Genomic DNA, 20,309 nt, shown 5'->3' with positions numbered 1-20,309 from the left:
GCTCTCGCGGCTCCCCGGGGGAGCCGCTGTCGCGGCGTTTGCAGGCAAACGCCCTGCCTCCGGCGGGGATATTTGAGGAACGATGAAAGGCAGGGGAGCGGGGTCCGGCGATGGTTGAAACGGCAGGTCGCATTACCCTGTGGGGGATCGAGGTCTTCGTCGCGGTGGCCGACGAACGCTCGATTTCCGCTGCGGCGCGGCGGCTGGGGGCGAGCGCCTCTGCGGTGTCGCAGCAACTGACCAATCTGGAAGCGGCAGTGGGCGCGAGTCTGGTGGATCGCTCGGCCCGGCCGCTGGTGCTGACGCCCGCGGGCGGGCTGTTTCGCAAACGCGCGCAGACGATCCTGAACGAGGCCGAACAGGCGCGCGCGGAACTGGCGGCGCAGGACCTGGCGGCGCTCACGCGGTTCCGGCTGGGTGTGATCGAGGATTTCGATGCCGATGTGACCCCCGCGCTTCTGACCGAGATGGCGGGCGAGCTGGCCGCCACGCGGTTCCTGCTGGAGACCGGCGCCTCGCATCGGCTGTTCGACCAGTTGGAAGCCAGGGCGCTGGACGTGGTGGTCTGCGCCGATCTGGGCGTGGCGGGTGATTGGATGGAGGTACATCCGCTGCTGGAGGAGCCCTTTGTCGCCGCCGTCCCAAAGGGGCATGGCGGCAGCTTGGAGGAGCTGCGTGTGCTGCCACTGATCCAATACACCTCGCGCCATCACATGGGGCGGCAGATCGCCGGGCACCTGGCGCAGCTGAACCTGCGGCTGGATCACCGGTTCGAGCTGGACAGCTATCATGCGATCATGGCGATGGTGGCGGCGGGCGCAGGGTGGACCATCCTGACGCCGCTGGGCTTTCTGCGCGCGCAAAGGTTCCATGAGGCGGTGGAGCTGATGCCGCTGCCGATCGCGCCGCTCACGCGCCGGATATCCCTGACTGCGCGGCGCGAGGTGCTGGGCGAGCTGCCTGCCGAGGTGGCCGGGCGGCTGAAACCGCTCTTGTCCGAGCTGATTGTCGAGCCGTCCCTGGCGCGGCTGCCCTGGCTGACCGGCGCGCTGCGGCTGTTGTAAAAAAACGCCGGACCCGTTGGGGGACCGGCGTTGGTTGTCCAGAGTATTGCGGGCTCAGGTGCCGTAGGCCAGACCTTCGCCCTTCACGTCTTCGGCGGCGGCCACCAGGGCCTCGGCGATGAAGTCCAGTTCCGGCTTTTTCAGGCGCACCGGCAGGCGGGTGTCGCAGGCGCGCATCAGCATTTCGCGGGTCTGGGGCAGGGGGCCCTGATCGCCGATGAACTGCCAGTTCCAGAAGGCGCGCGCATTGTCCTGGCTCATGCCGAAGACCTGCACCGACACGCCGCGTGCCTTGGCGGCGTCCTGGAAGGCGACGGTGTCTTCATCCGAAAAACCGACCAGGTTGAACTGGATCGAATCCGGCGCACGGGTCTCGGGCGAAAGCGGCGCGGGCACGTCGATCCAGGGCGAGGCGTTCAGAAGCTCGGCGACGTAATCGTGGTTCTTCAGCCCGTCTGTCACACGGCGTTCCAGCTCGGGGATCTGCGGACGGATCACGGCGGCGGACAGATTCGACAGGCGGGTGTTGTAGAGCGGCAGCTGGTTCTGCCAGCGGGCGAAGGCATCTGCCAGGTCGCTGCTATTCTCGCCATGCGGGGTCTTGTGTTTCTTCCAATTGTGCTCATACGCGCCGGACATGATCACGGCGCGGGCAACCAGCTCGGTGTCGTCGGTGATCAGGATGCCGCCCTCACCGGCGTTCAGCATCTTGTAGCTCTGGAAGGAAAAACAGCCGATCTTGCCGATGGTGCCAATTTTCTTGCCATGCCAGAGCGTGCCCAGCGAATGGGCTGCGTCCTCGATCACCGGGATATCGGCGGCGTCGCAGAGCGCCATGATCGCATCCATGTCCGAGGTGTGTCCGCGCATGTGCGAGATGATCACCGCACCCACATCCCCGGTCAGCTTGGCGGCGAAATCCGCCATGTCGACGCGGTAGTTGTCCTTCACGTCGACCAGCACCGGCTGGCATTCCGCGTGCACGACCGACGAAGGAACGGCGGCGAAGGTAAAGGCGGGGATCAGCACCTTGGTGTCGCGCGGCAGGTTCAGCGCTTTCAGCGACAGGAACAGCGCGGCGGAGCAGCTGGCCACGGCGAGGGCGTATTTCGCGCCCATCAGCTCGGCGAACTCGGCCTCCAGCAGGGCGACCGGCGCATCCTCGGGCGCGGTGTAGCGGAACAGATCACCGGACTGCAGAAGGCGGTCGATCTCGGCACGGGCGGCTTCGGGGATGGGTTCGGCGTCGTAGACGTTCGGCGCAAGGGTCATGTCACTGTCCTGTCTGCTCTGTGGCCACATTCGGGGTGAGAATCGGTATTTTCGGGTTATCCGAAACTCTCTTTCGGAAATTCTGTATGCGAATATGTAGGAGAAAGCGAGCGTTTTTTGCTACTGCGACGCCGCGTCGCCGCGCGGAGCCTGTTGCAAAATCGTTACAAAGCAGGGGCTTGGGTGGGGTACAAGCAAAACCCCGCCGAGTTCGGCGGGGTCTGTGGGGGGCACTGTACCGATCCGTAGGGTTCAGACGTTCAAAAGCAGGTGCTCGCGTTCCCAGGGGCTGATCACCTGCAGGAACTCTTCGTATTCGGTGCGTTTCACGATCGAATAGACGCGGGCGAATTCCGGGCCCAGCACCTCGTGCATGGCTTTCGCCTCGTCGAAGATGTCCAGCGCGCGGGAGAGGTCGCGCGGGATGTCTTCCTCGCCCTCATAAGCGTCGCCCTTGTATTGGGCACGCGGGCGTTCCTCCTGGATCAGGCCGAGGTAACCTGCGGCCAATGAGGCCGCGATGCCCAGGTAGGGGTTGCAATCCATCCCGGCGATGCGGTTTTCGACCCGCCGCGCCTTGGGGCTGGCCAGCGGCACGCGGATGCCCGTGGTGCGGTTGTCGCGGCCCCATTCCAGGTTGATGGGGGCGGCGTTGTCGCGCACGTAGCGGCGGTAGCTGTTCACATAGGGCGCCAGCACCGCGACGACGCTGGGCAGGTGGGTTTGCAGCCCGGCGATGAAGTGGAAGAAGGCGTCTGTATCGCCGCCCTGGGGGCCTGCAAAGATGTTCTCGCCGGTTTTGATGTCGAGAATCGAGTGGTGGATGTGCATGGCTGAGCCGGGCTCTTCAGCGATCGGTTTGGCCATGAACGTGGCGAAACAGTCGTGGCGCAGGGCTGCCTCGCGAATGAGGCGTTTGAAGTAGAAGACCTCGTCGGCCAGCTTGACCGGATCGCCGTGGATCAGGTTGATCTCCAACTGGCCTGCGCCGCCCTCCTGGGTAATGCCGTCGATCTCGAACCCCTGGGCCTCGGCGAAGTCATAGATGTCGTCAATGACGGGGCCGAATTCGTCCACGGCGGTCATCGAATAGGCCTGGCGCGCGGCGGCGGGGCGGCCCGACCGGCCCATCATCGGCTTGATCTTCTCGGCCGGGTCCAGGTTGCGTGCAGTCAGATAAAACTCCATCTCGGGCGCAACGACGGGCTCCCAGCCCTTGTCGCGATACATCTGCACCACCCGCTTCAACACGTTGCGCGGCGAATACTCGATCACGTCGCCGTTGCGGTCATAGGCGTCATGGATCACCTGCAGGGTCCAGTCGGCGGTCCAGGGGGCGGCAGAGGTCGTGGCCATGTCCGGTTTCAGGATCATGTCGCGTTCGATGAAGCCTTCCTCGCCAGCCGCTTCACCCCAGCCGCCGGTAATGGTCTGGTAGAAGATCGAGTCGGGCAGGTGGAAATAGTCCTGCCGGTCGAACTTGCCTGCAGGCACGGCCTTGCCGCGCGCAATGCCGGGCAGGTCCGAGATGATGCACTCCACCTCGTCCAGGCGCTTGCCATCCAGATAGGTCTGTGCCGCTTCGGGAGTGTTTTTCAGCCAGTCCGACATTATTTGCCCCTCTTTTTCAGAAACGCGGCCATGCGGGCGGCATAGGCGCCATTGTCGATCGGTTGATCCAACTTTGCGGCGGCCGCATCCAGGGTCGGCTGCGGCACCACGCCTTTGCCGCGGTGATTGATCAGCGCCTCGACGAAGGGGCTTTCGAATTCCGGGTGGGGCTGGATGGTCATGGTGCTGTCGCCGATGATCAGGGCAGCGTTGGCGCAGAAGCCGTTGGAGGCGATGACCTGGGCGCCCTCGGGCAGGGCCACGACCTGGTCCTGATGCCAGGCGTTCAGTGCCAGGGTCTCGTCGCCGAAGTCGTACTCGGTGCGGCCAACGGCCCAGCCGCCCGGGAACTTCTCGACCTTGCCGCCAAGGGCCTGGGCGATGATCTGGTGGCCGAAGCAGATGCCCACCAACGGCTGGCCCTTGGCATGGATGGCGCGGATCAGGTCCTCAAGCGGGGGGATCCAGGCGTGATCCTCGTAGACCCCGTGTTTGGAACCGGTGATGAGCCAGCCCTCGGCGGCGTCGGGGCCGTCGGGAAACTGGCCGTCGAGCACCGCATAGGTGTCGAAGGCAAAACCGTGTCCGTCCAGCAATTGCCGGAACATCTGGTCGTAGTTGCCCATCGTTGCACGGGTTTCGTCCGGGGCATGGCCGGTTTGAAGGATGCCGATCCTCATGAGTCACCAAATTTGATCAAATTTCATGGCGACCCTAGCCGAGCCGCTTTCATCGGGCAAGGGGGGAGGCAAAAATTTGCATATCCCCCGGTCCGGCTCCCACCCTTTGCAGCGTTTCGATGTGTCGCGCCCGGGTGCCACCCCACCCCGCCGGACCGGGGAAGGGGCGTTTCGGATCAAGGGTTTGTCCCTGCTCTTTATCTTGCCAAAAGAAAGTATCCCCGCCGGAGGCATGCGTCAGCGCCTGTCCAAGGGGGCGAACCCCCTGCCTTCCTACCGGATCAGGTTCGGGCGAATGCGCAGCTTGCGCTTCCTTTCGACCGGCAGGTGCCGATTCAGGCGCTTGTTGATCAACCCGTACAACCCGATCACGCACAGCGTCAGGAGGATGAAATACCCCGCCAGGATCGGATAGGGCACGAAGGGGTTGAAGGTCTTGTCGGCGAAATAGCTCGCGTAATAGAGCGCGTCGCCCTGTTGGCGCCAGGTCGGGAAGCCCGAGAAGAACACCAGCGTGGTGGCGTGAAACAGAAAGATTGCCTCGTTCGTGTAGGCAGGCCAGGCCAGGCGCAGCATGGTGGGCCAGGTGATGCGGCGAAAGCGGCTCCATCCGGTGATGCCATAGGCCTGTGCCGCCTCGATGTCACCCTTGGGCACGGATTTCAGCGCGCCGAAGAAGATCTCGCCGGAATAGGCGGCGGTGTTCAGGACCAGAACGACCAGCGCGCCGGCTTGAGCAGAGGTCAGCCAGGGCATGTAGCCCGCCTGTTTGAGCTTCAAAAACACCGCATAGGCAAAGAAGAACTGGATGAACAGCGGCGAGCCGCGAAAGACGAAGATGAACCATTCGGACGGTTTGCGCAGCCAGGCGGACCGGGCGCTCTTGCCGACCGCCACGGCGGAGGCGATGAAGAAGCCCACCAGCAGCGCCAGCACGCCGAAGTAGACATTCCAGATCATGCCGGAGCCGATCAGCGTGAACTGCTGACACAGGGTGAAATCGGTCTTTGGCAGTAGCCGCTCGGCGTGGATGGTGAACTCCCATCCCAGCAGGTTGTAATCGCCCGAGACCGAGCGCAGGGCGTAGTCCTGGATCGTCTGCCAGCAGCTCATGATGCGCCTCCCGTGGCGATCGCCTGACCGTGGGCCAGACGGCGCGAGAGCCGGTCGAAGAAGATCTCGGACACGCGGGTAAAGCAGAGGTAGAAGACCAGGAGGAAGAAGAAGAAACCCATGCGCCAGTCGCCATGCGGATAGTCCGAGAAGCGCGGGTTCACCGAGCTTCCCAGCTCACGCGCCCAATAGACGATGTCCTCGACCCCCAAAAGGAACAGAAGCGGCGTGGCCTTGATCAGGATCATCCACAGATTGCCGAGCCCGGGCATGGCATACATCCACATCTGCGGCACCAGAACGCGCCAGAAGGCTTGGCGGTGGGACATGCCATAGGCCTCAGCGGTTTCCATCTGGCCGCGTGGCACGGCGCGCATGGCTCCGAACAGCACATTTGCGGCAAAGGCGCCGAAGACGATCGAGAAGGTCAGCACCGCCAGCAGGAAGCCATAGACCTCGTGGATCCACTGTGGCGAAGTCGACAGGGGCAGTTTGGCCGCCTGACAGACGATGAAATCATTGCCCTGGCGGATCGGTTGATCCCAATCCGGACAAAGGGCCTGGTGGCGCAGGTACTCGAACCCCTGGTCCAGCGCGATCACGAAGAACATGAAGAAGGCAATGTCCGGCACGCCGCGCACGATGGCGATATAGGCCTTTCCCAGCCAGCTTAGCGGAGCGATGTGGCTGCGGGCGGACATGGCGCCCAGAAACCCGAAGGCCAGCGCGGTGGGGGCGGTGATCAAAAGCAGCACCAGCACCGTGCCGAAGGCCCCATAGAAATTGAACAGCTTGCCCGTGGTGAAGTAGCAGGCAAACCACTGGACGGTGCCCAGCGTGTCGGGATTGGCGCAGAATTCGAACATGGATTTCCATGGATTGACGCGCGCGCGGGCGTGAAGGCCCTGCGCGCGCGTCGGGTGTCAGAGGGTCAGCTTACCACTGGGAAGAGACTTCCCACTTGGCGATCAGCGTGTTCAGCGTACCGTCGTCCTTCATGGACTGGATTGCCGCATCGAACTTGCCGCGCAGATCGGCGTCGCTTTCGCGAATGCCCATGCCGACGCCACCGCCGATGGCTTCGCTGCGCTCGAGCATGACCAGGCCGTCAACACCAACATGGGTGTCCAGGAAGCTCTTGTCGGCCAGAACCGCATCGGCTTCACCGTTTTTCACGGCCGCCAGGGTTTCTTCCGGGGTGGCGTATTCGACCAGGGTCCAGCCCTGTTCGGCCACGAAACCGGCCTGGATGGTGGCGGTCTGCGCCGCGACCACGCCGCTGGCCAGGTCCACGTCAGCCGACATCGCCAGGTAGGCCGAGGGATCCGGCGGGGTGTAGGCCTGCGTGAAGTCGATGACCTCGTCACGTTCAGCGGTGATCGACATGCCGGCGATGATCGCGTCGTAGTTGCCCGAGACCAGGTTCGGGATGATCGAATCCCACTCGTTGGTGACCCAGGTGCATTCCAGCTCGGCGCGTTTGCACAGCTCGTCGCCCAGCTCGCGCTCGAACCCGTCGACTTCGCCCGCGTCGTTCAGGAAGTTCCACGGGGCATAGGCGCCCTCGGTGCCCAGGCGCACGGAATGGCCGTCGGCCAGGGCAAAGCCCGCCGTCAGCGCCAGGGCGGCGGTGGAAAGAATGAGTTTTTTCATAGTGTTCTCCCGTTTTGGTTATGGTTCAGGACGGTACGGTTGCAGATAGGAACTGCTGCAGACGCTCCGTCTTCGGATTGCCGAAGAGCTCTTGCGGCGGCCCTTCTTCTTCGATCTTCCCCTGGTGGAGGAAAACCACATGGTCGGCGACGTCGCCGGCCATGCGCATGTCGTGGGTAACGATGATCATCGTGCGCCCTTCGGCGGCCAGATCCTTGATGACCTTGACCACCTCCTGTTCCAACTCGGGGTCCAGCGCCGAGGTGGGTTCGTCGAACAGAAGTGCGCGCGGTTCCATGCAGAGCGCGCGGGCAATGGCGGCGCGCTGTTGCTGGCCGCCGGACAGTTGCGCGGGCCACATGTCGCATTTGTCGCCGATGCCGACCTTGTCCAGGTAGAACCGGGCCTTTTCCTCGACCTCGGCCCTGTCCCGCTTCATGACAGTGACCGGGGCCTCCATCACGTTTTGCAGGATGGTCATATGGGCCCACAGGTTGAACTGCTGGAACACCATCGACAGGTTGGTGCGGATGCGCGTGACCTGTTTGCGATCAGCCGGGTGGCGGTTCAGCCCCTGGCCGCGCCATTCGATCGGTTCGCCTTCGAACAGGATCTCGCCCTGCTGGCTTTCCTCCAGCAAATTCGCGCAGCGAAGCAGCGTGGATTTGCCCGAGCCCGACGAGCCGATGAGCGAGATCACGTGGCCACGCGGGGCGACCAGATCGACGCCCTTGAGCACTTCAAGCTCGCCATAGCTTTTGTGCAGGTCACGGATCTCGATGACGGGGGATTGGTCCGGGGTCTGAGCGGTATCTTTCAAGGGGCAAGCCAGCTGTTGTTTCAGGCGAAGAGTAGGGCGCAATTTCGTCGCGAATGCAACGGCGAAATCACGGTTTACGCAGGGGAATTCGGACGCTTTGGGGTCTGAAACCGTCAAAAGGTCGGCAAGGCCGGGATCGGTTGCGCAAGGTAGTCGGCGGCGGGGATATGAACCACGCCGCGCAGGTGCAACGCATCGCGATCTTCTGGCGAGAGTGCCTGGATGGCTGCCTCAACCGCGGCGCGCAGACGTTGGGCGTCCGCCCCGGTCGCGGCGACCAGTGGCAGGCCCGGTGTCGGGGCGGTGGTGGTCACCACCCGCAGCGCCTCGGCCCAAGGGTCGTGACGTTGGATCAGCGCCCAGGTCACGCTGTCGAGCGAGGCAAAGTCGGCGCGCCCCTCGGCCACCGCCTGCGCTGAGGCCCGGTGCGCACCGGTTTGAATGCAGCCAGCGGGCGCGAGCCGCTGTGCAGCCAGATGTGCCAGGGGCGCGGCCCAGCCGGATTGCGACAGCCCTTCGTTCACGGCCATGGTGCCCGCCGCCAGGGCGGCCAGATCGCGCGGATCGTCCGCGCGCGCCAGGATCGTCGAGTGGTAATAGCCGGGTGCGCAGCCCGGCAGGCCGTAGTCCGGCGTGCCGACCAGGGTGACCTTGTTGGCGAGCTGTGCGCGGAAGGGCAACCCGCAGGTCTGGGCCAGAACCAGCCCCGGGTCGGTCCACACCTGCCACAGATCGCGGTCGCGAGTGAGCTGTTCGGGCCCGTGCCCCAGCTCGGCCCGGATCGCGACCCAGAGTCGATCATTGGCCCCGGCGGTCTCGGCCCGGTCATACATGGGAAGGGCGGCGATCATGCGCTCCGTCATGTGTTTTTCTGCGCCCGCTGCCGCGCCAACGCCGAATCGCGGTCGTTCACGCCCAGCAGGTTCGCCACCATGCGCATGAGGCTGTCTTCCTCATCCGCGCGGGTGCCATCGGCCAGGACCACCGACCAGGCGGCTTGCACGACGGCGGCGCGTTCCTCATATGGCACCGCGTCCTTGATCGCGCGGGTGAAACGCACCGTGTCCGGCGCGCTTTCCTCGAATAGTTCGGCGTCATGGCGCAGTTCGGTCACCGCATCGCCGTCCAGCCCGTAGCGGGTGGCGATGATACGTTCGATCTGGGCCACCTCAACACGGGCGTAATCCCCGTCCGAGCGCGCCAGCCGCACCAGAAGGGCGGTCAGCGCCAGGCGGGCGTCATGGTCGGGGAGCGGTTCGGGCGTGTCGCCCATCAGGCGGTTCAGAAGCTGTTGGAACATGTCTTCGATATAGGTCCGTTCAGGAGCGAGGCCAAGCGGCGCTCAACCCTCATAGCCTTCGATGATCAGCACGTCGCCCTCGGACACCGGCACGCGAAAGGCCTTGGCGGCTTGGTATTCCGGGCTGTCGTAGCAGTCCTTGGCGGCCTGGTAGGAGGGGAACTCGATCACCACGTTGCGCGAGCGCGCCTGGCCCTCGCGGACCTCGAAGTCACCGCCCCGGATCAGGAACCGCGCGCCGAACTTCTCGAAGGCGACCGCATTGGCGACGATGTATTTCTTGTATTCCTCCAGGTCGTGCACATCGACGCGACCGATCCAGTATCCTTTGGGCATTGGGGGCTCCTTGTCTGTCCGGCGGATGCTGACCGGGGCGGGGTGGAATGGCAAGAGGGAAGTCAGCTGGTCGGGCTGGCCAGCCCAAAGACCAGGTTGTCTATGGCGATGCCTTGGGCGTCGGTGTTCTGGATCAGGATGCCGGCGATGTCGGTCTGCATGGCCTGACGCGCGAAGGTGAACTGGTCCTCGCCGATGGGGCCCAGGGTGAGGCGGTGGATCACGCGACCGTCGCGGGCAAGGAAGCTGACCTCGGCCAGCCCGGCCTCGCCGCCGCGCAGATCGAACCCCAGCGCGGCCTGGTCGCGGGTGAAGAGCACCGCGATGGCGCCTTCACCCACCGCTTCGGAGGCGGGGAATTTGCGTGGGCCGTGGCCCAGCAGGATGTTCGACCCAAGCAGGCGCATGACGCCCAGGGTCTCGCCCTCGCCACCGCCTTTCACCGTCAGGGGCGCGCGGGCGGTGCCGCTGATCAGGTCGTGATCGCCGTGTGCGCCGCGGGTCTGGCCGTGGAAATGTTCGCCAAACCGGGCGCCGGGCTGGTCCAGCACCGTGTCGATCCGGCTGCCCAGCCCGTAGCCAGACGGCAGGTCGTCGAAAGTCACGATTTCGGGCAGGTAGATCTGGTCGCGATCCACCAGGCAGACCGGCGCGTCGCAGGCGGCGGCGGGAAAGCTTGTCAGAGCAAGGGCGATCAGAAAACGCATGGGGAAGGGTAACGCAGAAGCGCGCCCGGCCCAAATCACGGCTGCGTTGGGCAGATCAGTTGGCGGTTCCGTGCCGCGCGGCGCCCTCGGCGGGATCCAGCCCCAAGGCGCGGGCCACCTCGGTGAGGAAGCTTTCTTCCTCGGGCTTCAGGGCGCGGTCGGCCAACCCTACCTGCCACAGCGCATCCAGAACGGCGTGGCGGTCGGGTTCGGCAACTTCGCCTTGGACCATGGCGCTGAGCGTGGGCGTATCCGGGGCGGAGGCTTCGAGTTTTTCCGAAGTGGCGCGCAGCTTGGCGGCCTCGACCGGGTTCAGCTCCAGGTGCCCAGCGATCAGCCGGTCGATCAACTGGATTTCCTCGACCGCATAATGCTGATCCGCCTTGGCCAGCCGCACGAGGAGCACGATCACCCCCAGCTTGGCGTCCAGCTCCGGCAGAGGCTGTTCGGCGGGCTGGCCCATCAGCTTCTTGAAAAACTCGGCAATCATCGCACCCTCGTTCGTTTTCGGGGAGGTTAGAGAGCGGGCGGGCAGGGCGCAAGCCTTGGGCAGTGGTCAACTGGACAGGCCCGGGATCGAGTAGATGATATCGTCTACCGCGATCCCGCCCGGGTCGGTGTTGGTGATCAAGACGCCTGCGATACCCGGGGCAGTAAATCCGAGTTCGGTGATGCCGTGATCCAATTGAACGCGATGCTGCCCGATCTCGGTGCCCTCCGCGCCATAGAAGCGCAGCCGCAGCTCGCCGGGAGCGGGGCGGCTGCCCAGAGGGTCGGCATAATCGGCGTGGATGCGCAGGCCGAAGGCGGTAACAGGGCGGCGAAACCCTATGGCCAGGCTGCCTTCGCCCAGGGCCTCAATCGCCGGGTGGCCCTTGGGACCGAGGGGAAACAGCGCGACCGATCCGAAGCCTGCGTGATAGGCGATGGCCAGGTTGCGCCCCGGGGTGCCGGGCAGGGCGGTCGGATAGGGGGTAGGGTCACCTTCGATCTGGTCGAACAGGGTGCCGCCGACGCGTTGCCCGGCGAAGGCCTCGCCCAAACGGATGTGATCGTCGGACAGCAGCCCATCAATGGAAAACCCCGGCTCGGGCCGGGGTTCGAACATTTCGAAGTTGAAGCGGCCGGACAGGGTGGCGTCCAGTGTGGCATAGTCCGCGCGCTGCACCCCGTCGGCCGAGGCCGCACCCGCCCAGAGGACAAGCGCGGCGGCACGCATCACACCAGGCGCTCCACATCCTTCGCGGCGCGCACGAAATCGGCGAAGAGCGGGTGGGGCAAGAAGGGTTTCGACTTCAGCTCCGGGTGGAACTGCACGCCGATGAACCAGGGGTGGTCCTTCCATTCGACGATCTCGGGCAGGCGGCCGTCGGGCGACATGCCCGAGAACTCAAGCCCGCAGGCCTCCAGCTGCTCGCGGTATTTCACGTCCACCTCGTAACGGTGGCGGTGGCGTTCCTCGATCGCGGTGCCGCCATAGACGCGGGCCACGTTCGAGCCTTCGGCCAGGGTTGCGTTATAGGCGCCCAGACGCATGGTGCCGCCCTTGTCGTCGCCGACCTTGCGCTTGACGGTGTAGTTGCCCTGCACCCATTCCTTGAGGTGGTAGACCACCGGTTCAAAGCGTTTGGCACCGGCCTCGTGGTCGAATTCCTCGGAGCCCGCGGCCTCGATCCCGGCCACGTTGCGGGCGGCTTCGATCACCGCCATCTGCATGCCCAGACAGATGCCCAGGTAGGGGATCTTGCGGGTGCGGGCGAACTCGGCCGCCTTGATCTTGCCTTCGGTGCCGCGTTCGCCGAAACCGCCGGGCACCAGGATGGCGTGGAAGCCCTCCAGATAGGGCGCGGCGTCCTTGTCGTCGAACTGTTCGCTGTCGACCCACTCCAGCTTGACCTTCACACGGTTGGCCATGCCGCCGTGCACCAGGGCTTCCTTGATCGACTTGTAGGCGTCTTCCAGCTGCGTGTATTTGCCGACCACGGCGACGCGCACCTCGCCCTCGGCGTTGTGGATGCGGTCTTCGACGTCGACCCAGCGGCTGAGGTCGGGCTTCGGCGCCGGGCTGATCTGGAACGCGTCCAGTACGGCCTGATCGAGACCCACGTTGTGATAGGCCATCGGTGCTTCGTAGATCGATTTCAGGTCATAGGCCGGGATGACGCTGTCCTGGCGCACGTTGCAGAACAGCGCGATCTTGCCGCGTTCCTTGTCCGGGATCGGGTGCTCGGACCGGCAGACCAGCACGTCCGGCGCGATGCCGATCGAGCGCAGTTCCTTCACCGAGTGCTGGGTCGGCTTGGTCTTCAGCTCGCCCGAGGCGGCCAGGTAGGGCAGCAGGGTCAGGTGCATGAAGATGCATTGACCGCGCGGGCGTTCCTGGCTGAACTGGCGAATGGCTTCGAAGAAAGGCAGGGCCTCGATATCGCCGACCGTGCCGCCGATCTCACACAGCATGAAATCGACCTCGTCGTCACCGATGGCGATGAAGTCCTTGATCTCATTGGTAACGTGGGGGATGACCTGGATCGTCTTGCCCAGGTAATCGCCGCGGCGTTCCTTCTCCAGCACCGTGGTGTAGATGCGGCCCGAGCTGACCGAGTCGGTGTTGCGCGCGGCGACGCCGGTGAAACGCTCGTAGTGACCCAGGTCCAGGTCGGTCTCGGCGCCATCGTCGGTGACGAAGACCTCGCCATGTTCGAACGGGCTCATCGTGCCGGGGTCGACGTTCAGGTAGGGGTCCAGCTTGCGCAGGCGGACCGAAAAGCCGCGCGCCTGCAAGAGCGCCCCGAGCGCGGCGGAGGTCAGACCCTTGCCGAGCGAAGAAACAACACCACCGGTGATGAAGATGTAACGTGCCATAAGGTTGGCTGCCCCCGTGTTCTTAGCGTGCCTGTAGCGGGTCGAAAGACCCCGGATCGGACGATTTTTTACGCCACCCGAATCCGCTTCCCACGGGACTCAAGACATAACCGGATTCGGTGTCCCGCGCAACCGAACCCGCAAGATGATGGGGCGAAGAAATCGCCCTGATCTAGGTATTGTTTGGGTGGTCCCGGGCCGCGAGTGCGGGCCGGGTCAGGTCAGATCGTCTTTGGAAAGATCAATCAGCGCGCGGCGGGGCCAGGCCGTCATCGGTCGCGGGCGGCAGCAGGCTGTCCAGGTCGACGGCGGGCGGGGTCACACCCTCGTCCGCCGGAGCGGCCTCGGAGACCGGTGCGGTGATGTCGACGACCGAGGTGTCTTCGGAGCTTTGCGCGGCGATGATGGTCAGGCCGATCGAGGTCGTCAGGAAGGCGATCGCCAGACCCCAGGTGATCTTCGACAGGGCCGTTGCGGCACCACGGGCCGACATCACGCCACCGCTGCCACCACCGATGCCAAGGCCGCCGCCTTCGGAGCGCTGCAGAAGCACGACGCCGATCAGGCCCAGGGCCAGAAGCAGGTGAACAACAAGAACGACGTTTTCCATGTGGCGGATTCCCGAGGTAACGATCTGATGGGGCTATCTAGGCGCTTGGGCGCGCGCCCGCAACCCCCTGTGTGCCGCCGCGCGGGGCCGTGCCAGACCTTGCCAAGTGCGTTTCCCCTTGGCAGAGGCGGCGCAAAAGGGCAGTTTGCGCCAAGATCCCTTTGCATGCTGGATGTCATGAAGCCCTTTTCAACTGTCCTTTTTTCCTTTGTCGTTTCGGTGCTGCCGCTCCACGCCGATCCCACTGTCTCTCTCCTGCGTGCAGATTTGCCGCGGATGGAGGCTTTTCTGGAAGCGCAACCGGACACCTCGGCCGAGCTGATTGATTTTGTCGAGCATCTGCGCCATGTGCCCGACCCTTGGCGCGCGGAGCTTGTTGCCGAGTTCCTGGGCATGGAAGACTCCACGCAGGCACGTATCGTGGCGGTCTTCACTGATATGGCCGGGGCGGAGCCGGGGATGGAGCTGGGATTCGTTCAACGCATGCAGATGCCAGACGGGGTATATGAGCTGGTCCTGGAAGAGGCCGCACTGAACGGCGCGGACCCGGAGTGGGATCTGCCCGCTTTTGAAGAGGCGCTGACCGATCTGCGCACCCGAGGAGACACCGGGGAGGAAACGCTGCAGGATTTGGCACGGGACTTCGCGCCGTTGAGCATTGCCCTTGTGCCTGCCTGGCGGGCCTTGGTGTCGTCCGAGGAACGCCTGCGCCAGTCCGGGGAACGCCTCCGCCGGTCAGAGGAAGAACTCCGCCAATCCGAAGAGCGGTTGAAGGCCATCCGAGCGGCGGTCGCCGCAGCGGATCGGGTGATAGAGTCGTTGGAAGGGCTGCCGGTAGACTAGGGCGTATCTGGAAAGGACGGGCAATCAGCCTTTTTGTACCCGATCCGAGCGGAAACAGACGACCACTCGGCCCGCACGCGGTCATACGGGCGCAATCGACATGCTATCTGTCAGGTGTCGTCCTGCCCTGGGTTCGTATCCGGCGCGATCGGGGGGATGCGGGGAGGTGCAGCTGCATTTTCAACGTCTTCGGGGTGGAATGTCGGGCTGTTCGGAGGGCGGGGTTTTAGAACAAGCCCAATGGCGAGGAACACCAGGGTAACCAGCAGACCCGGGGCCACCCAGACCAGCCCGACCAGACCCCAAAGGACTGGCGCCCATTCGCCCTCTTCTTTTCCGGCTGCATAGCCGATCACGGCAAGGATCGCGGTGACGATGGCCGCCATGAGGGCGAGCCAGAGGAAAATGCGTGAGGCCATGCGGCAAAACTCCCGTTATGCGGGTATGTTTGGGGCGGTTTTCGAGCGCTGTCCAGCCCCGTTGGGCAGAAACAGGTTCCCACCCGGCGCGCAGGCCGCTATACGGGCGCGGGTTTACCGAACACAGGAAGAAAGACATGGCCAACGTCGTCGTTGTGGGCGCCCAATGGGGTGACGAGGGAAAAGGCAAGATCGTGGACTGGCTGTCCGAACGCGCCGATGTGATCGCGCGCTTTCAGGGCGGGCATAACGCGGGCCATACGCTGGTCATCGACGGGGCGGTCTACAAGCTGCACGCGCTGCCTTCGGGCGTTGTGCGCGGCGGCAAACTGTCGGTCATCGGCAATGGCGTGGTGCTGGACCCCTGGCACCTGGTGAACGAGATCGCCACCGTGCGCGCCCAGGGCGTCGAGATTTCGCCCGAAACCCTGATGATTGCCGAAAACACCCCGCTGATCATGCCCTTCCATGGCGAGCTGGACCGGGCGCGGGAAGAGGCGGCTTCGAAGGGCACCAAGATCGGCACCACCGGGCGCGGCATTGGCCCGGCCTATGAGGACAAGGTGGGGCGCCGTGCGATCCGCGTGGCCGACCTGGCGGATGAGGCCACCCTGGAAGCCCGCGTCGACCGTGCGCTGCAGCACCATGACCCGCTGCGCAAGGGGCTGGGTGTCGAGCCGATCGACCGGGACGCGCTGATCGCCAAGCTGAAGGAGATCGCGACCGAGATCCTGCCCTATGCTGCCCCGGTCTGGAAAGTGCTGAACGAAAAGCGCAAGGCGGGCAAGCGGATCCTGTTCGAAGGGGCGCAGGGCGCTCTGTTGGACATCGATTTCGGCACCTATCCCTTTGTCACCTCGTCCAATGTGATCGCGGGCCAGGCGGCGACCGGCGTGGGGATCGGGCCGGGCTCGATCGATTACGTTCTGGGCATCGTCAAGGCCTATACCACCCGCGTGGGGGAAGGCCCGTTCCCGACCGAACTGCTGAACGCTGACGGCACCCCGGATGCGGATGGCGAGCGCCTGGGCACCCGTGGGCACGAGTTTGGCACCACCACCGGCCGTCAACGTCGCTGCGGCTGGTTCGACGCCGCCCTGGTGCGCCAGACTTGTGCGACCTCGGGCATCAAGGGCATCTGCCTGACCAAGCTCGATGTGCTGGACGGGTTCGAGACGTTGAAGATTTGCGTGGGCTATGATCTGGACGGCGAGACGCTGGACTACCTGCCCACGGCCGCCGATCAGCAGGCCCGTTGCACGCCGATCTACGAGGAAATGCCGGGCTGGTCCGAGACCACCGAAGGCGCGCGCAGCTGGAATGATCTGCCGGCCAATGCGATCAAATACGTGAAACGCGTGGAAGAGCTGATCGACTGCCCGGTCGCGCTGCTCTCGACCTCGCCGGAGCGTGAGGATACCATCCTGGTGACCGATCCTTTCGCCGACTGATCCGAGCCGAGGAGGCCTCATGGCGCTGAGCTACAAGACCCGCAAACGGCTGGCGATCCTGATCCTCGTGGTTGGGTTGCCGCTCTATATCGTGGCCGCCGTGAGCCTGGTGAACTGGCTTGACCGGCCGCATATCCTGGTTGAACTGGGCATCTATGTCGGGCTCGGCTTCCTGTGGATGTTGCCGTTCAAGAAGGTCTTCCTGGGCGTGGGCAAGGGGGATCCGGAGAAGGATCCGGACGACTATCCCCACGACCCGGCGGGCAAGTACGGCCCGCAGGGGAAGAACAAGGATTGAGCAAGGGCCCCGGTGTGGGCTCTTTTTCTTCGTGGAAACCGTCGTGATCCGAAGGTGTCGCTGGCGCGACGCTTGATGTCTCGCGGCCGTGAGGCCGCTCGGGTGGGAGCTTGGCGAAGGCGCGGCATGTCACCTCTGGCCGAAGGCGGGCGAAGATGCTGTAGTGGGCGTATTCCCTGTGAGACTTTGCCATGATCGATCCCACCCGCCGCACAATCCTGACAGTCTCGACCCTGGCCGTCGGAGCCGCCTGTGTTGCCGCAGGCCTGCGCGGTCTGGGCAGGGCGATGGCGCCGACGGCGGACGTGGTGGCGGAAAGCAGGGGAACCCGGGTTCCCCTGGCCTCCGTTCCGACAGGGGAACAAAGGATCGTGGTGGCGGGTGAGAAGCCCGTATTCCTGCGCGCCCTGTCCGATGCGCAGGTGCGGCAGTTGAGGTCGGAAGGGGATATCCACCTTCCCGACCCCTTCTCGCGAAATGCCAACCTGCCCGAGGGAAGACCAGCCGATTTTCAGGCCCGCAGCCTCACCGCTGACCGCGTCTATGTCGTACTGTGGGGCCTTTGTCCGCGACTTGGCTGCATCCCCATGGTCGGGGTCGGGGATCACGGCGGATGGTTCTGCCCCTGTGGCGGAGCGCATTACGATCTGTTGGGGCGGATCAGAAAGGGGCCGTCGCCTTGGAACATGCTGATCCCCGCTTACGAACTTGGGGCTGACAATGTGTTGACGGTGTATCCGTACGGGCGGCCTGGAGCGCCGACCATATGAAAAGGGCCCCGCTTGGGGCCCTTCTCGTGACGTTCACATGTCTCATGACTCAGGCGCTTTCGCGGCCTTCGTCCGGCTGGAAGCGGGTGGCTTCGTTCAGGACGAACTGACCGCGCTTGAGCTTGCGGATGCGGCCTTCGCGCAGGAGCTTGCCGAAGGCGCGCAGGCCCTCTTCGCGCGAGTGACCCGCTTCGGGGTCGTGGGCCAGGGCAAGCTTCATGATCTGCGGGCGCGAGAAATGCGGGCGGCCTTCGATGAAGACGGCGTGGGCCGCGGCGCATTCCAAAAGCTCGCCCATGCCGACGGCCCCTTTCTGGCGGGCGAAGCTGTCGAAGTCTATCGCGGCATCGGCCTGAGCGGCGGGCGCGGGGGCCGCCGCCGGGGTTACGGCGACCATTTCCTCGTCGCGCTCTTCGTCCAGCGCCAGATTGCCCTTGGTCACGCGGCGCGGGCGCACGGTGGCGGCGGGCGCGGCCTGTTGTTCGGGCGCGGGCGTGTCGATGCGCTGCTCGGACACCAGCATCAAGGGGGCCAGGCGACGCTGCGTGCCCTTGGCGCCACCACCACCCGGGCGGCGTGGGCGCACCACGCGGGCCAGGTCGTCGCGATAGGCTTCGGTCTCGTCACGTGAAGGGGCACCGTCGCCGGCTTCCTCGTCGGCGCGGGTGGCCTGGACGGCAGCCTTGAGATGCGCGATCGCCGAGCGGCGACGGCTGACATCCGTGCTGTCCATCTTGACGTTGGTCTCGGCCAGGATGCGGTCGACGGCGGCGTCGCTTTCGGCAAAGCCGGGCTCGTCAAAGGCCATGGGCGCAGCTTCCTGCGCGTCGGCACCGGCCTCGTCAGCCTCTTCGCCTTCTGCCGCGTCAGGATCGGCGAAGTCGCGTTCCACCTCGGCCAGTTCAGCCATCAGGTCGGCTTCTTCCTCCGGCGACAGCATGCTGTCTTCGTTGTCCTGAGCCTCGGCTTCAGTTTCGGCGGCAGGTTCGAAATCGGCACGTTTGACCTTGATGACACGGGCCATCGGGCGGCGAAGCTGCGCCGGTTCAGAGGCCTCTTCGGCCTCGTCGTCTGCCTCGGCCTCGGCGAAGACGTTCTCGTCTTCCTCCTCTTCGGCCAGTTCGGCGGGCTCGTCCTGCGCGTCTTCTTGGTCACCGTCCAGATCACCATCCAGGTCGTCACCCAGGGCGATGTCCCAGTCCTCACGCAGTTCGTCCGAGACCGGTTCTTCTTCGGCTTCATCCTCGGCCACGTCTTCTTCGACGGTGTCCTCGGCGGCAAGACCGGCCAGGACCGAGCTGATCGGATCGTCGTCTTCGGCCAACTCGTCGACGACGTCGAACTCGTCCTCGTCATAGCTGTCATCGGCCGGGGCCTCGGCGGCCATGGCACCCATCACGGCAGCAAGCGCGTCCGTGTCATCGGCGCCCTTGACCTCCTCGGGTTCCTCGGCAACCTCTTCGGCTTCGGCTTCGGCTTCGGCTTCGGCTTCGGCTTCGGCTTCGGCTTCGGCTTCGGCTTCGGCTTCGGCTTCGGCTTCGGCTTCGGCTTTGGCTTCGGCTTCGGCTTCGGCTTCGATCTCGCCGACCTCAGCCTCTTCGACGGGCTCTTCGATCTCCGCGATGTCCAGCTCCGCCTCGTCGACGATCACCTCGGCGTCATCTTCTTCGACAAGCTCTTCAACCGGCGTTTCGGGCAGGAGGGCTTCGGCGCCCTCGTCTTCCTCATCCGCAGGGGCGGGATCGGCGAACTCGGTTTCAGCGAACATCAGGGGCGCGGGGGCGGGCTGCGGCGCAGGTTCATCTGCGGGCGCGGTGGCAACCTCTTCCAATGGTTCGGCCTCCGCCTCTTCAAAGAAGGGCTGGGCCTGCTGGTCCTCGACAAAGTCGTCGGGCTCTTCGTGACCCCGATCAACCACGGCGCGGATGCGTTGCAGCTTGGCGGCAATGGAATCCGGGGGGCTGTCGGCGGGGAGGTCCGAGGCAGGGGCCTCCACCGGTTCGGCAACTTCTTCGACGACGGTGGCGGCGGCGGGCGCTTCGGCCTCTTCCGCTTGGGCAACGGGAGCAGACTGAGCCGCTTCGACGGGCGCCTGTGCCACGTCTTCCGTTCCATCGTCGTCATGCAAAAGCGTCTCGCCGGGAATCAGCGTGGCCGCGGCCGGTTTGATCCGGGGCGCGGCGGCGTCGGCCTGGCGCAGCACGACCTCGTCGTTTTCGACGCGGGCCTCCACACGTTTCTGAATCTCACGTTCCGCGATGCGATGCAGCATCTCGGCATCCGGGGTCGGCGGTTCCGCCCCGAAGTAGCGGTCATCCGCCGCCAGGTCGCGAAAATACTCCGCGATGGACTTCATCGTGTTGAACGGCTCGTCAAATCCTTCGAGCGTGCACGAAAACGTCCCGTATGAAACCGTGAGAATCTTGCTCGTACTCACCATGGTTGCCTCGCTTTCTCCCCCGATCCAGCAACAAACTGTTTACCACGCACTGGTTCGAAA

At 64.8% G+C, this 20,309-nt stretch carries 22 protein-coding genes; 5 read left to right on the top strand and 17 right to left on the bottom strand.

Going from position 1 to position 20,309, the window contains the following annotated elements; translation table 11 throughout:
- Positions 1 to 110: 110 nt before the first annotated feature.
- The gene (locus ACO07D_RS20425; RefSeq protein WP_421704767.1) at positions 111 to 1,064 is read left to right on the top strand and encodes a LysR family transcriptional regulator; all 954 of its coding nucleotides are present in this window, start codon (positions 111 to 113) and stop codon (positions 1,062 to 1,064) included.
- Positions 1,065 to 1,118: 54 nt separating this feature from the next.
- Here the strand turns inward: ACO07D_RS20425 and ACO07D_RS20420 are convergent, their stop codons facing one another.
- From ACO07D_RS20420 to secG, 15 genes are all read right to left on the bottom strand, one after another.
- Positions 1,119 to 2,336: a DegT/DnrJ/EryC1/StrS family aminotransferase gene (locus ACO07D_RS20420; RefSeq protein WP_421704766.1), complete on the bottom strand. Its 1,218-nt coding sequence runs from the start codon at positions 2,334 to 2,336 to the stop codon at positions 1,119 to 1,121.
- 252 nt (positions 2,337 to 2,588) lie between these two features.
- Positions 2,589 to 3,947: a glutamine synthetase family protein gene (locus ACO07D_RS20415; protein ID WP_421704765.1), complete on the bottom strand. Its 1,359-nt coding sequence runs from the start codon at positions 3,945 to 3,947 to the stop codon at positions 2,589 to 2,591.
- Positions 3,947 to 4,627 (bottom strand): type 1 glutamine amidotransferase, encoded by a 681-nt coding sequence (locus ACO07D_RS20410; protein WP_421704764.1) that lies wholly within the window; start codon positions 4,625 to 4,627, stop codon positions 3,947 to 3,949. Before ACO07D_RS20410 ends, ACO07D_RS20415 begins: the two co-directional genes overlap by 1 nt.
- Positions 4,628 to 4,900: 273 nt before the next feature.
- A complete protein-coding gene (locus tag ACO07D_RS20405) occupies positions 4,901 to 5,740 on the bottom strand; it encodes an ABC transporter permease (protein ID WP_421704763.1) in 840 nt (279 codons plus the stop codon).
- Positions 5,737 to 6,606: an ABC transporter permease gene (locus ACO07D_RS20400; protein WP_421704762.1), complete on the bottom strand. Its 870-nt coding sequence runs from the start codon at positions 6,604 to 6,606 to the stop codon at positions 5,737 to 5,739. Before ACO07D_RS20400 ends, ACO07D_RS20405 begins: the two co-directional genes overlap by 4 nt.
- Before the next feature lie 70 nt (positions 6,607 to 6,676).
- Entirely contained in the window at positions 6,677 to 7,393 is a 717-nt protein-coding gene (locus ACO07D_RS20395; protein WP_421704761.1) for a transporter substrate-binding domain-containing protein, read from the bottom strand.
- 25 nt (positions 7,394 to 7,418) lie between these two features.
- On the bottom strand, positions 7,419 to 8,213 hold the full coding sequence (locus ACO07D_RS20390; RefSeq protein WP_421704760.1) for an ABC transporter ATP-binding protein: 795 nt from the start codon (positions 8,211 to 8,213) through the stop codon (positions 7,419 to 7,421).
- A gap of 113 nt (positions 8,214 to 8,326) precedes the next feature.
- Positions 8,327 to 9,076: a phosphate/phosphite/phosphonate ABC transporter substrate-binding protein gene (locus ACO07D_RS20385; protein WP_421704759.1), complete on the bottom strand. Its 750-nt coding sequence runs from the start codon at positions 9,074 to 9,076 to the stop codon at positions 8,327 to 8,329.
- Positions 9,073 to 9,513: a TerB family tellurite resistance protein gene (locus tag ACO07D_RS20380; RefSeq protein ID WP_421704758.1), complete on the bottom strand. Its 441-nt coding sequence runs from the start codon at positions 9,511 to 9,513 to the stop codon at positions 9,073 to 9,075. Before ACO07D_RS20380 ends, ACO07D_RS20385 begins: the two co-directional genes overlap by 4 nt.
- Before the next feature lie 42 nt (positions 9,514 to 9,555).
- Positions 9,556 to 9,849: a DUF1330 domain-containing protein gene (locus ACO07D_RS20375; RefSeq protein ID WP_421704757.1), complete on the bottom strand. Its 294-nt coding sequence runs from the start codon at positions 9,847 to 9,849 to the stop codon at positions 9,556 to 9,558.
- A gap of 62 nt (positions 9,850 to 9,911) precedes the next feature.
- Positions 9,912 to 10,556 (bottom strand): hypothetical protein, encoded by a 645-nt coding sequence (locus ACO07D_RS20370; RefSeq protein WP_421704756.1) that lies wholly within the window; start codon positions 10,554 to 10,556, stop codon positions 9,912 to 9,914.
- 55 nt (positions 10,557 to 10,611) lie between these two features.
- Positions 10,612 to 11,046, bottom strand: coding sequence for a TerB family tellurite resistance protein (locus tag ACO07D_RS20365; RefSeq protein WP_421704755.1), 435 nt, complete (start codon positions 11,044 to 11,046; stop codon positions 10,612 to 10,614).
- A 66-nt stretch (positions 11,047 to 11,112) separates the two neighbouring features.
- Positions 11,113 to 11,778, bottom strand: coding sequence for a hypothetical protein (locus ACO07D_RS20360; RefSeq protein WP_421704754.1), 666 nt, complete (start codon positions 11,776 to 11,778; stop codon positions 11,113 to 11,115).
- Entirely contained in the window at positions 11,775 to 13,418 is a 1,644-nt protein-coding gene (locus tag ACO07D_RS20355; RefSeq protein ID WP_421704753.1) for a CTP synthase, read from the bottom strand. Before ACO07D_RS20355 ends, ACO07D_RS20360 begins: the two co-directional genes overlap by 4 nt.
- 241 nt (positions 13,419 to 13,659) lie before the next feature.
- The gene (secG, locus tag ACO07D_RS20350) at positions 13,660 to 14,028 is read right to left on the bottom strand and encodes a preprotein translocase subunit SecG (protein WP_421704752.1); all 369 of its coding nucleotides are present in this window, start codon (positions 14,026 to 14,028) and stop codon (positions 13,660 to 13,662) included.
- 165 nt (positions 14,029 to 14,193) lie between these two features.
- Between secG and ACO07D_RS20345 the strand changes: the two genes are divergently transcribed.
- Positions 14,194 to 14,871, top strand: a complete 678-nt coding sequence (locus ACO07D_RS20345) for a hypothetical protein (protein ID WP_421704751.1) — start codon at positions 14,194 to 14,196, stop codon at positions 14,869 to 14,871.
- A 110-nt stretch (positions 14,872 to 14,981) separates the two neighbouring features.
- Here the strand turns inward: ACO07D_RS20345 and ACO07D_RS20340 are convergent, their stop codons facing one another.
- On the bottom strand, positions 14,982 to 15,290 hold the full coding sequence (locus tag ACO07D_RS20340) for a hypothetical protein (protein WP_421704750.1): 309 nt from the start codon (positions 15,288 to 15,290) through the stop codon (positions 14,982 to 14,984).
- A gap of 137 nt (positions 15,291 to 15,427) precedes the next feature.
- Here ACO07D_RS20340 and ACO07D_RS20335 point away from each other — a divergent pair, with 137 nt between their 5' ends.
- From ACO07D_RS20335 to petA, 3 genes are all read left to right on the top strand, one after another.
- The gene (locus ACO07D_RS20335; protein WP_421704749.1) at positions 15,428 to 16,741 is read left to right on the top strand and encodes an adenylosuccinate synthase; all 1,314 of its coding nucleotides are present in this window, start codon (positions 15,428 to 15,430) and stop codon (positions 16,739 to 16,741) included.
- Between the two features lie 19 nt (positions 16,742 to 16,760).
- On the top strand, positions 16,761 to 17,039 hold the full coding sequence (locus ACO07D_RS20330) for a DUF2842 domain-containing protein (protein ID WP_421704748.1): 279 nt from the start codon (positions 16,761 to 16,763) through the stop codon (positions 17,037 to 17,039).
- 191 nt (positions 17,040 to 17,230) lie between these two features.
- A complete protein-coding gene (gene petA, locus ACO07D_RS20325; protein WP_421704747.1) occupies positions 17,231 to 17,809 on the top strand; it encodes a ubiquinol-cytochrome c reductase iron-sulfur subunit in 579 nt (192 codons plus the stop codon).
- Positions 17,810 to 17,858: 49 nt separating this feature from the next.
- On the opposite strand, the gene ACO07D_RS20320 is transcribed toward petA, so the two are convergent.
- On the bottom strand, positions 17,859 to 20,165 hold the full coding sequence (locus ACO07D_RS20320; RefSeq protein ID WP_421704746.1) for a hypothetical protein: 2,307 nt from the start codon (positions 20,163 to 20,165) through the stop codon (positions 17,859 to 17,861).
- Between the last annotated feature and the right edge of the window lie 144 nt (positions 20,166 to 20,309).

The sequence above is a fragment of the Aliiroseovarius sp. genome (assembly GCF_965228805.1).
Classification (GTDB): domain Bacteria; phylum Pseudomonadota; class Alphaproteobacteria; order Rhodobacterales; family Rhodobacteraceae; genus JASBTN01.
Note: the sequence above shows the minus strand (reverse complement) of the source record. Positions and strands in the feature narration are given on the sequence as shown.

What these genes read in the sequence shown, in the direction of transcription:
- ACO07D_RS20320 (WP_421704746.1), bottom strand. Translation starts at nt 20,165, where the DNA reads ATGAAGTCCATCGCGGAGTATTTTCGCGACCTGGCGGCGGATGACCGC.
- ACO07D_RS20400 (WP_421704762.1), bottom strand. Translation starts at nt 6,606, where the DNA reads ATGTTCGAATTCTGCGCCAATCCCGACACGCTGGGCACCGTCCAGTGG.
- ACO07D_RS20420 (WP_421704766.1), bottom strand. Translation starts at nt 2,336, where the DNA reads ATGACCCTTGCGCCGAACGTCTACGACGCCGAACCCATCCCCGAAGCC.
- ACO07D_RS20345 (WP_421704751.1), top strand. Translation starts at nt 14,194, where the DNA reads ATGCTGGATGTCATGAAGCCCTTTTCAACTGTCCTTTTTTCCTTTGTC.
- ACO07D_RS20380 (WP_421704758.1), bottom strand. Translation starts at nt 9,513, where the DNA reads ATGTTCCAACAGCTTCTGAACCGCCTGATGGGCGACACGCCCGAACCG.
- ACO07D_RS20330 (WP_421704748.1), top strand. Translation starts at nt 16,761, where the DNA reads ATGGCGCTGAGCTACAAGACCCGCAAACGGCTGGCGATCCTGATCCTC.
- ACO07D_RS20415 (WP_421704765.1), bottom strand. Translation starts at nt 3,947, where the DNA reads ATGTCGGACTGGCTGAAAAACACTCCCGAAGCGGCACAGACCTATCTG.
- ACO07D_RS20365 (WP_421704755.1), bottom strand. Translation starts at nt 11,046, where the DNA reads ATGATTGCCGAGTTTTTCAAGAAGCTGATGGGCCAGCCCGCCGAACAG.
- ACO07D_RS20375 (WP_421704757.1), bottom strand. Translation starts at nt 9,849, where the DNA reads ATGCCCAAAGGATACTGGATCGGTCGCGTCGATGTGCACGACCTGGAG.
- ACO07D_RS20405 (WP_421704763.1), bottom strand. Translation starts at nt 5,740, where the DNA reads ATGAGCTGCTGGCAGACGATCCAGGACTACGCCCTGCGCTCGGTCTCG.
- ACO07D_RS20395 (WP_421704761.1), bottom strand. Translation starts at nt 7,393, where the DNA reads ATGAAAAAACTCATTCTTTCCACCGCCGCCCTGGCGCTGACGGCGGGC.
- ACO07D_RS20370 (WP_421704756.1), bottom strand. Translation starts at nt 10,556, where the DNA reads ATGCGTTTTCTGATCGCCCTTGCTCTGACAAGCTTTCCCGCCGCCGCC.
- ACO07D_RS20425 (WP_421704767.1), top strand. Translation starts at nt 111, where the DNA reads ATGGTTGAAACGGCAGGTCGCATTACCCTGTGGGGGATCGAGGTCTTC.
- ACO07D_RS20335 (WP_421704749.1), top strand. Translation starts at nt 15,428, where the DNA reads ATGGCCAACGTCGTCGTTGTGGGCGCCCAATGGGGTGACGAGGGAAAA.
- ACO07D_RS20340 (WP_421704750.1), bottom strand. Translation starts at nt 15,290, where the DNA reads ATGGCCTCACGCATTTTCCTCTGGCTCGCCCTCATGGCGGCCATCGTC.
- ACO07D_RS20355 (WP_421704753.1), bottom strand. Translation starts at nt 13,418, where the DNA reads ATGGCACGTTACATCTTCATCACCGGTGGTGTTGTTTCTTCGCTCGGC.
- petA (WP_421704747.1), top strand. Translation starts at nt 17,231, where the DNA reads ATGATCGATCCCACCCGCCGCACAATCCTGACAGTCTCGACCCTGGCC.
- secG (WP_421704752.1), bottom strand. Translation starts at nt 14,028, where the DNA reads ATGGAAAACGTCGTTCTTGTTGTTCACCTGCTTCTGGCCCTGGGCCTG.
- ACO07D_RS20385 (WP_421704759.1), bottom strand. Translation starts at nt 9,076, where the DNA reads ATGACGGAGCGCATGATCGCCGCCCTTCCCATGTATGACCGGGCCGAG.
- ACO07D_RS20410 (WP_421704764.1), bottom strand. Translation starts at nt 4,627, where the DNA reads ATGAGGATCGGCATCCTTCAAACCGGCCATGCCCCGGACGAAACCCGT.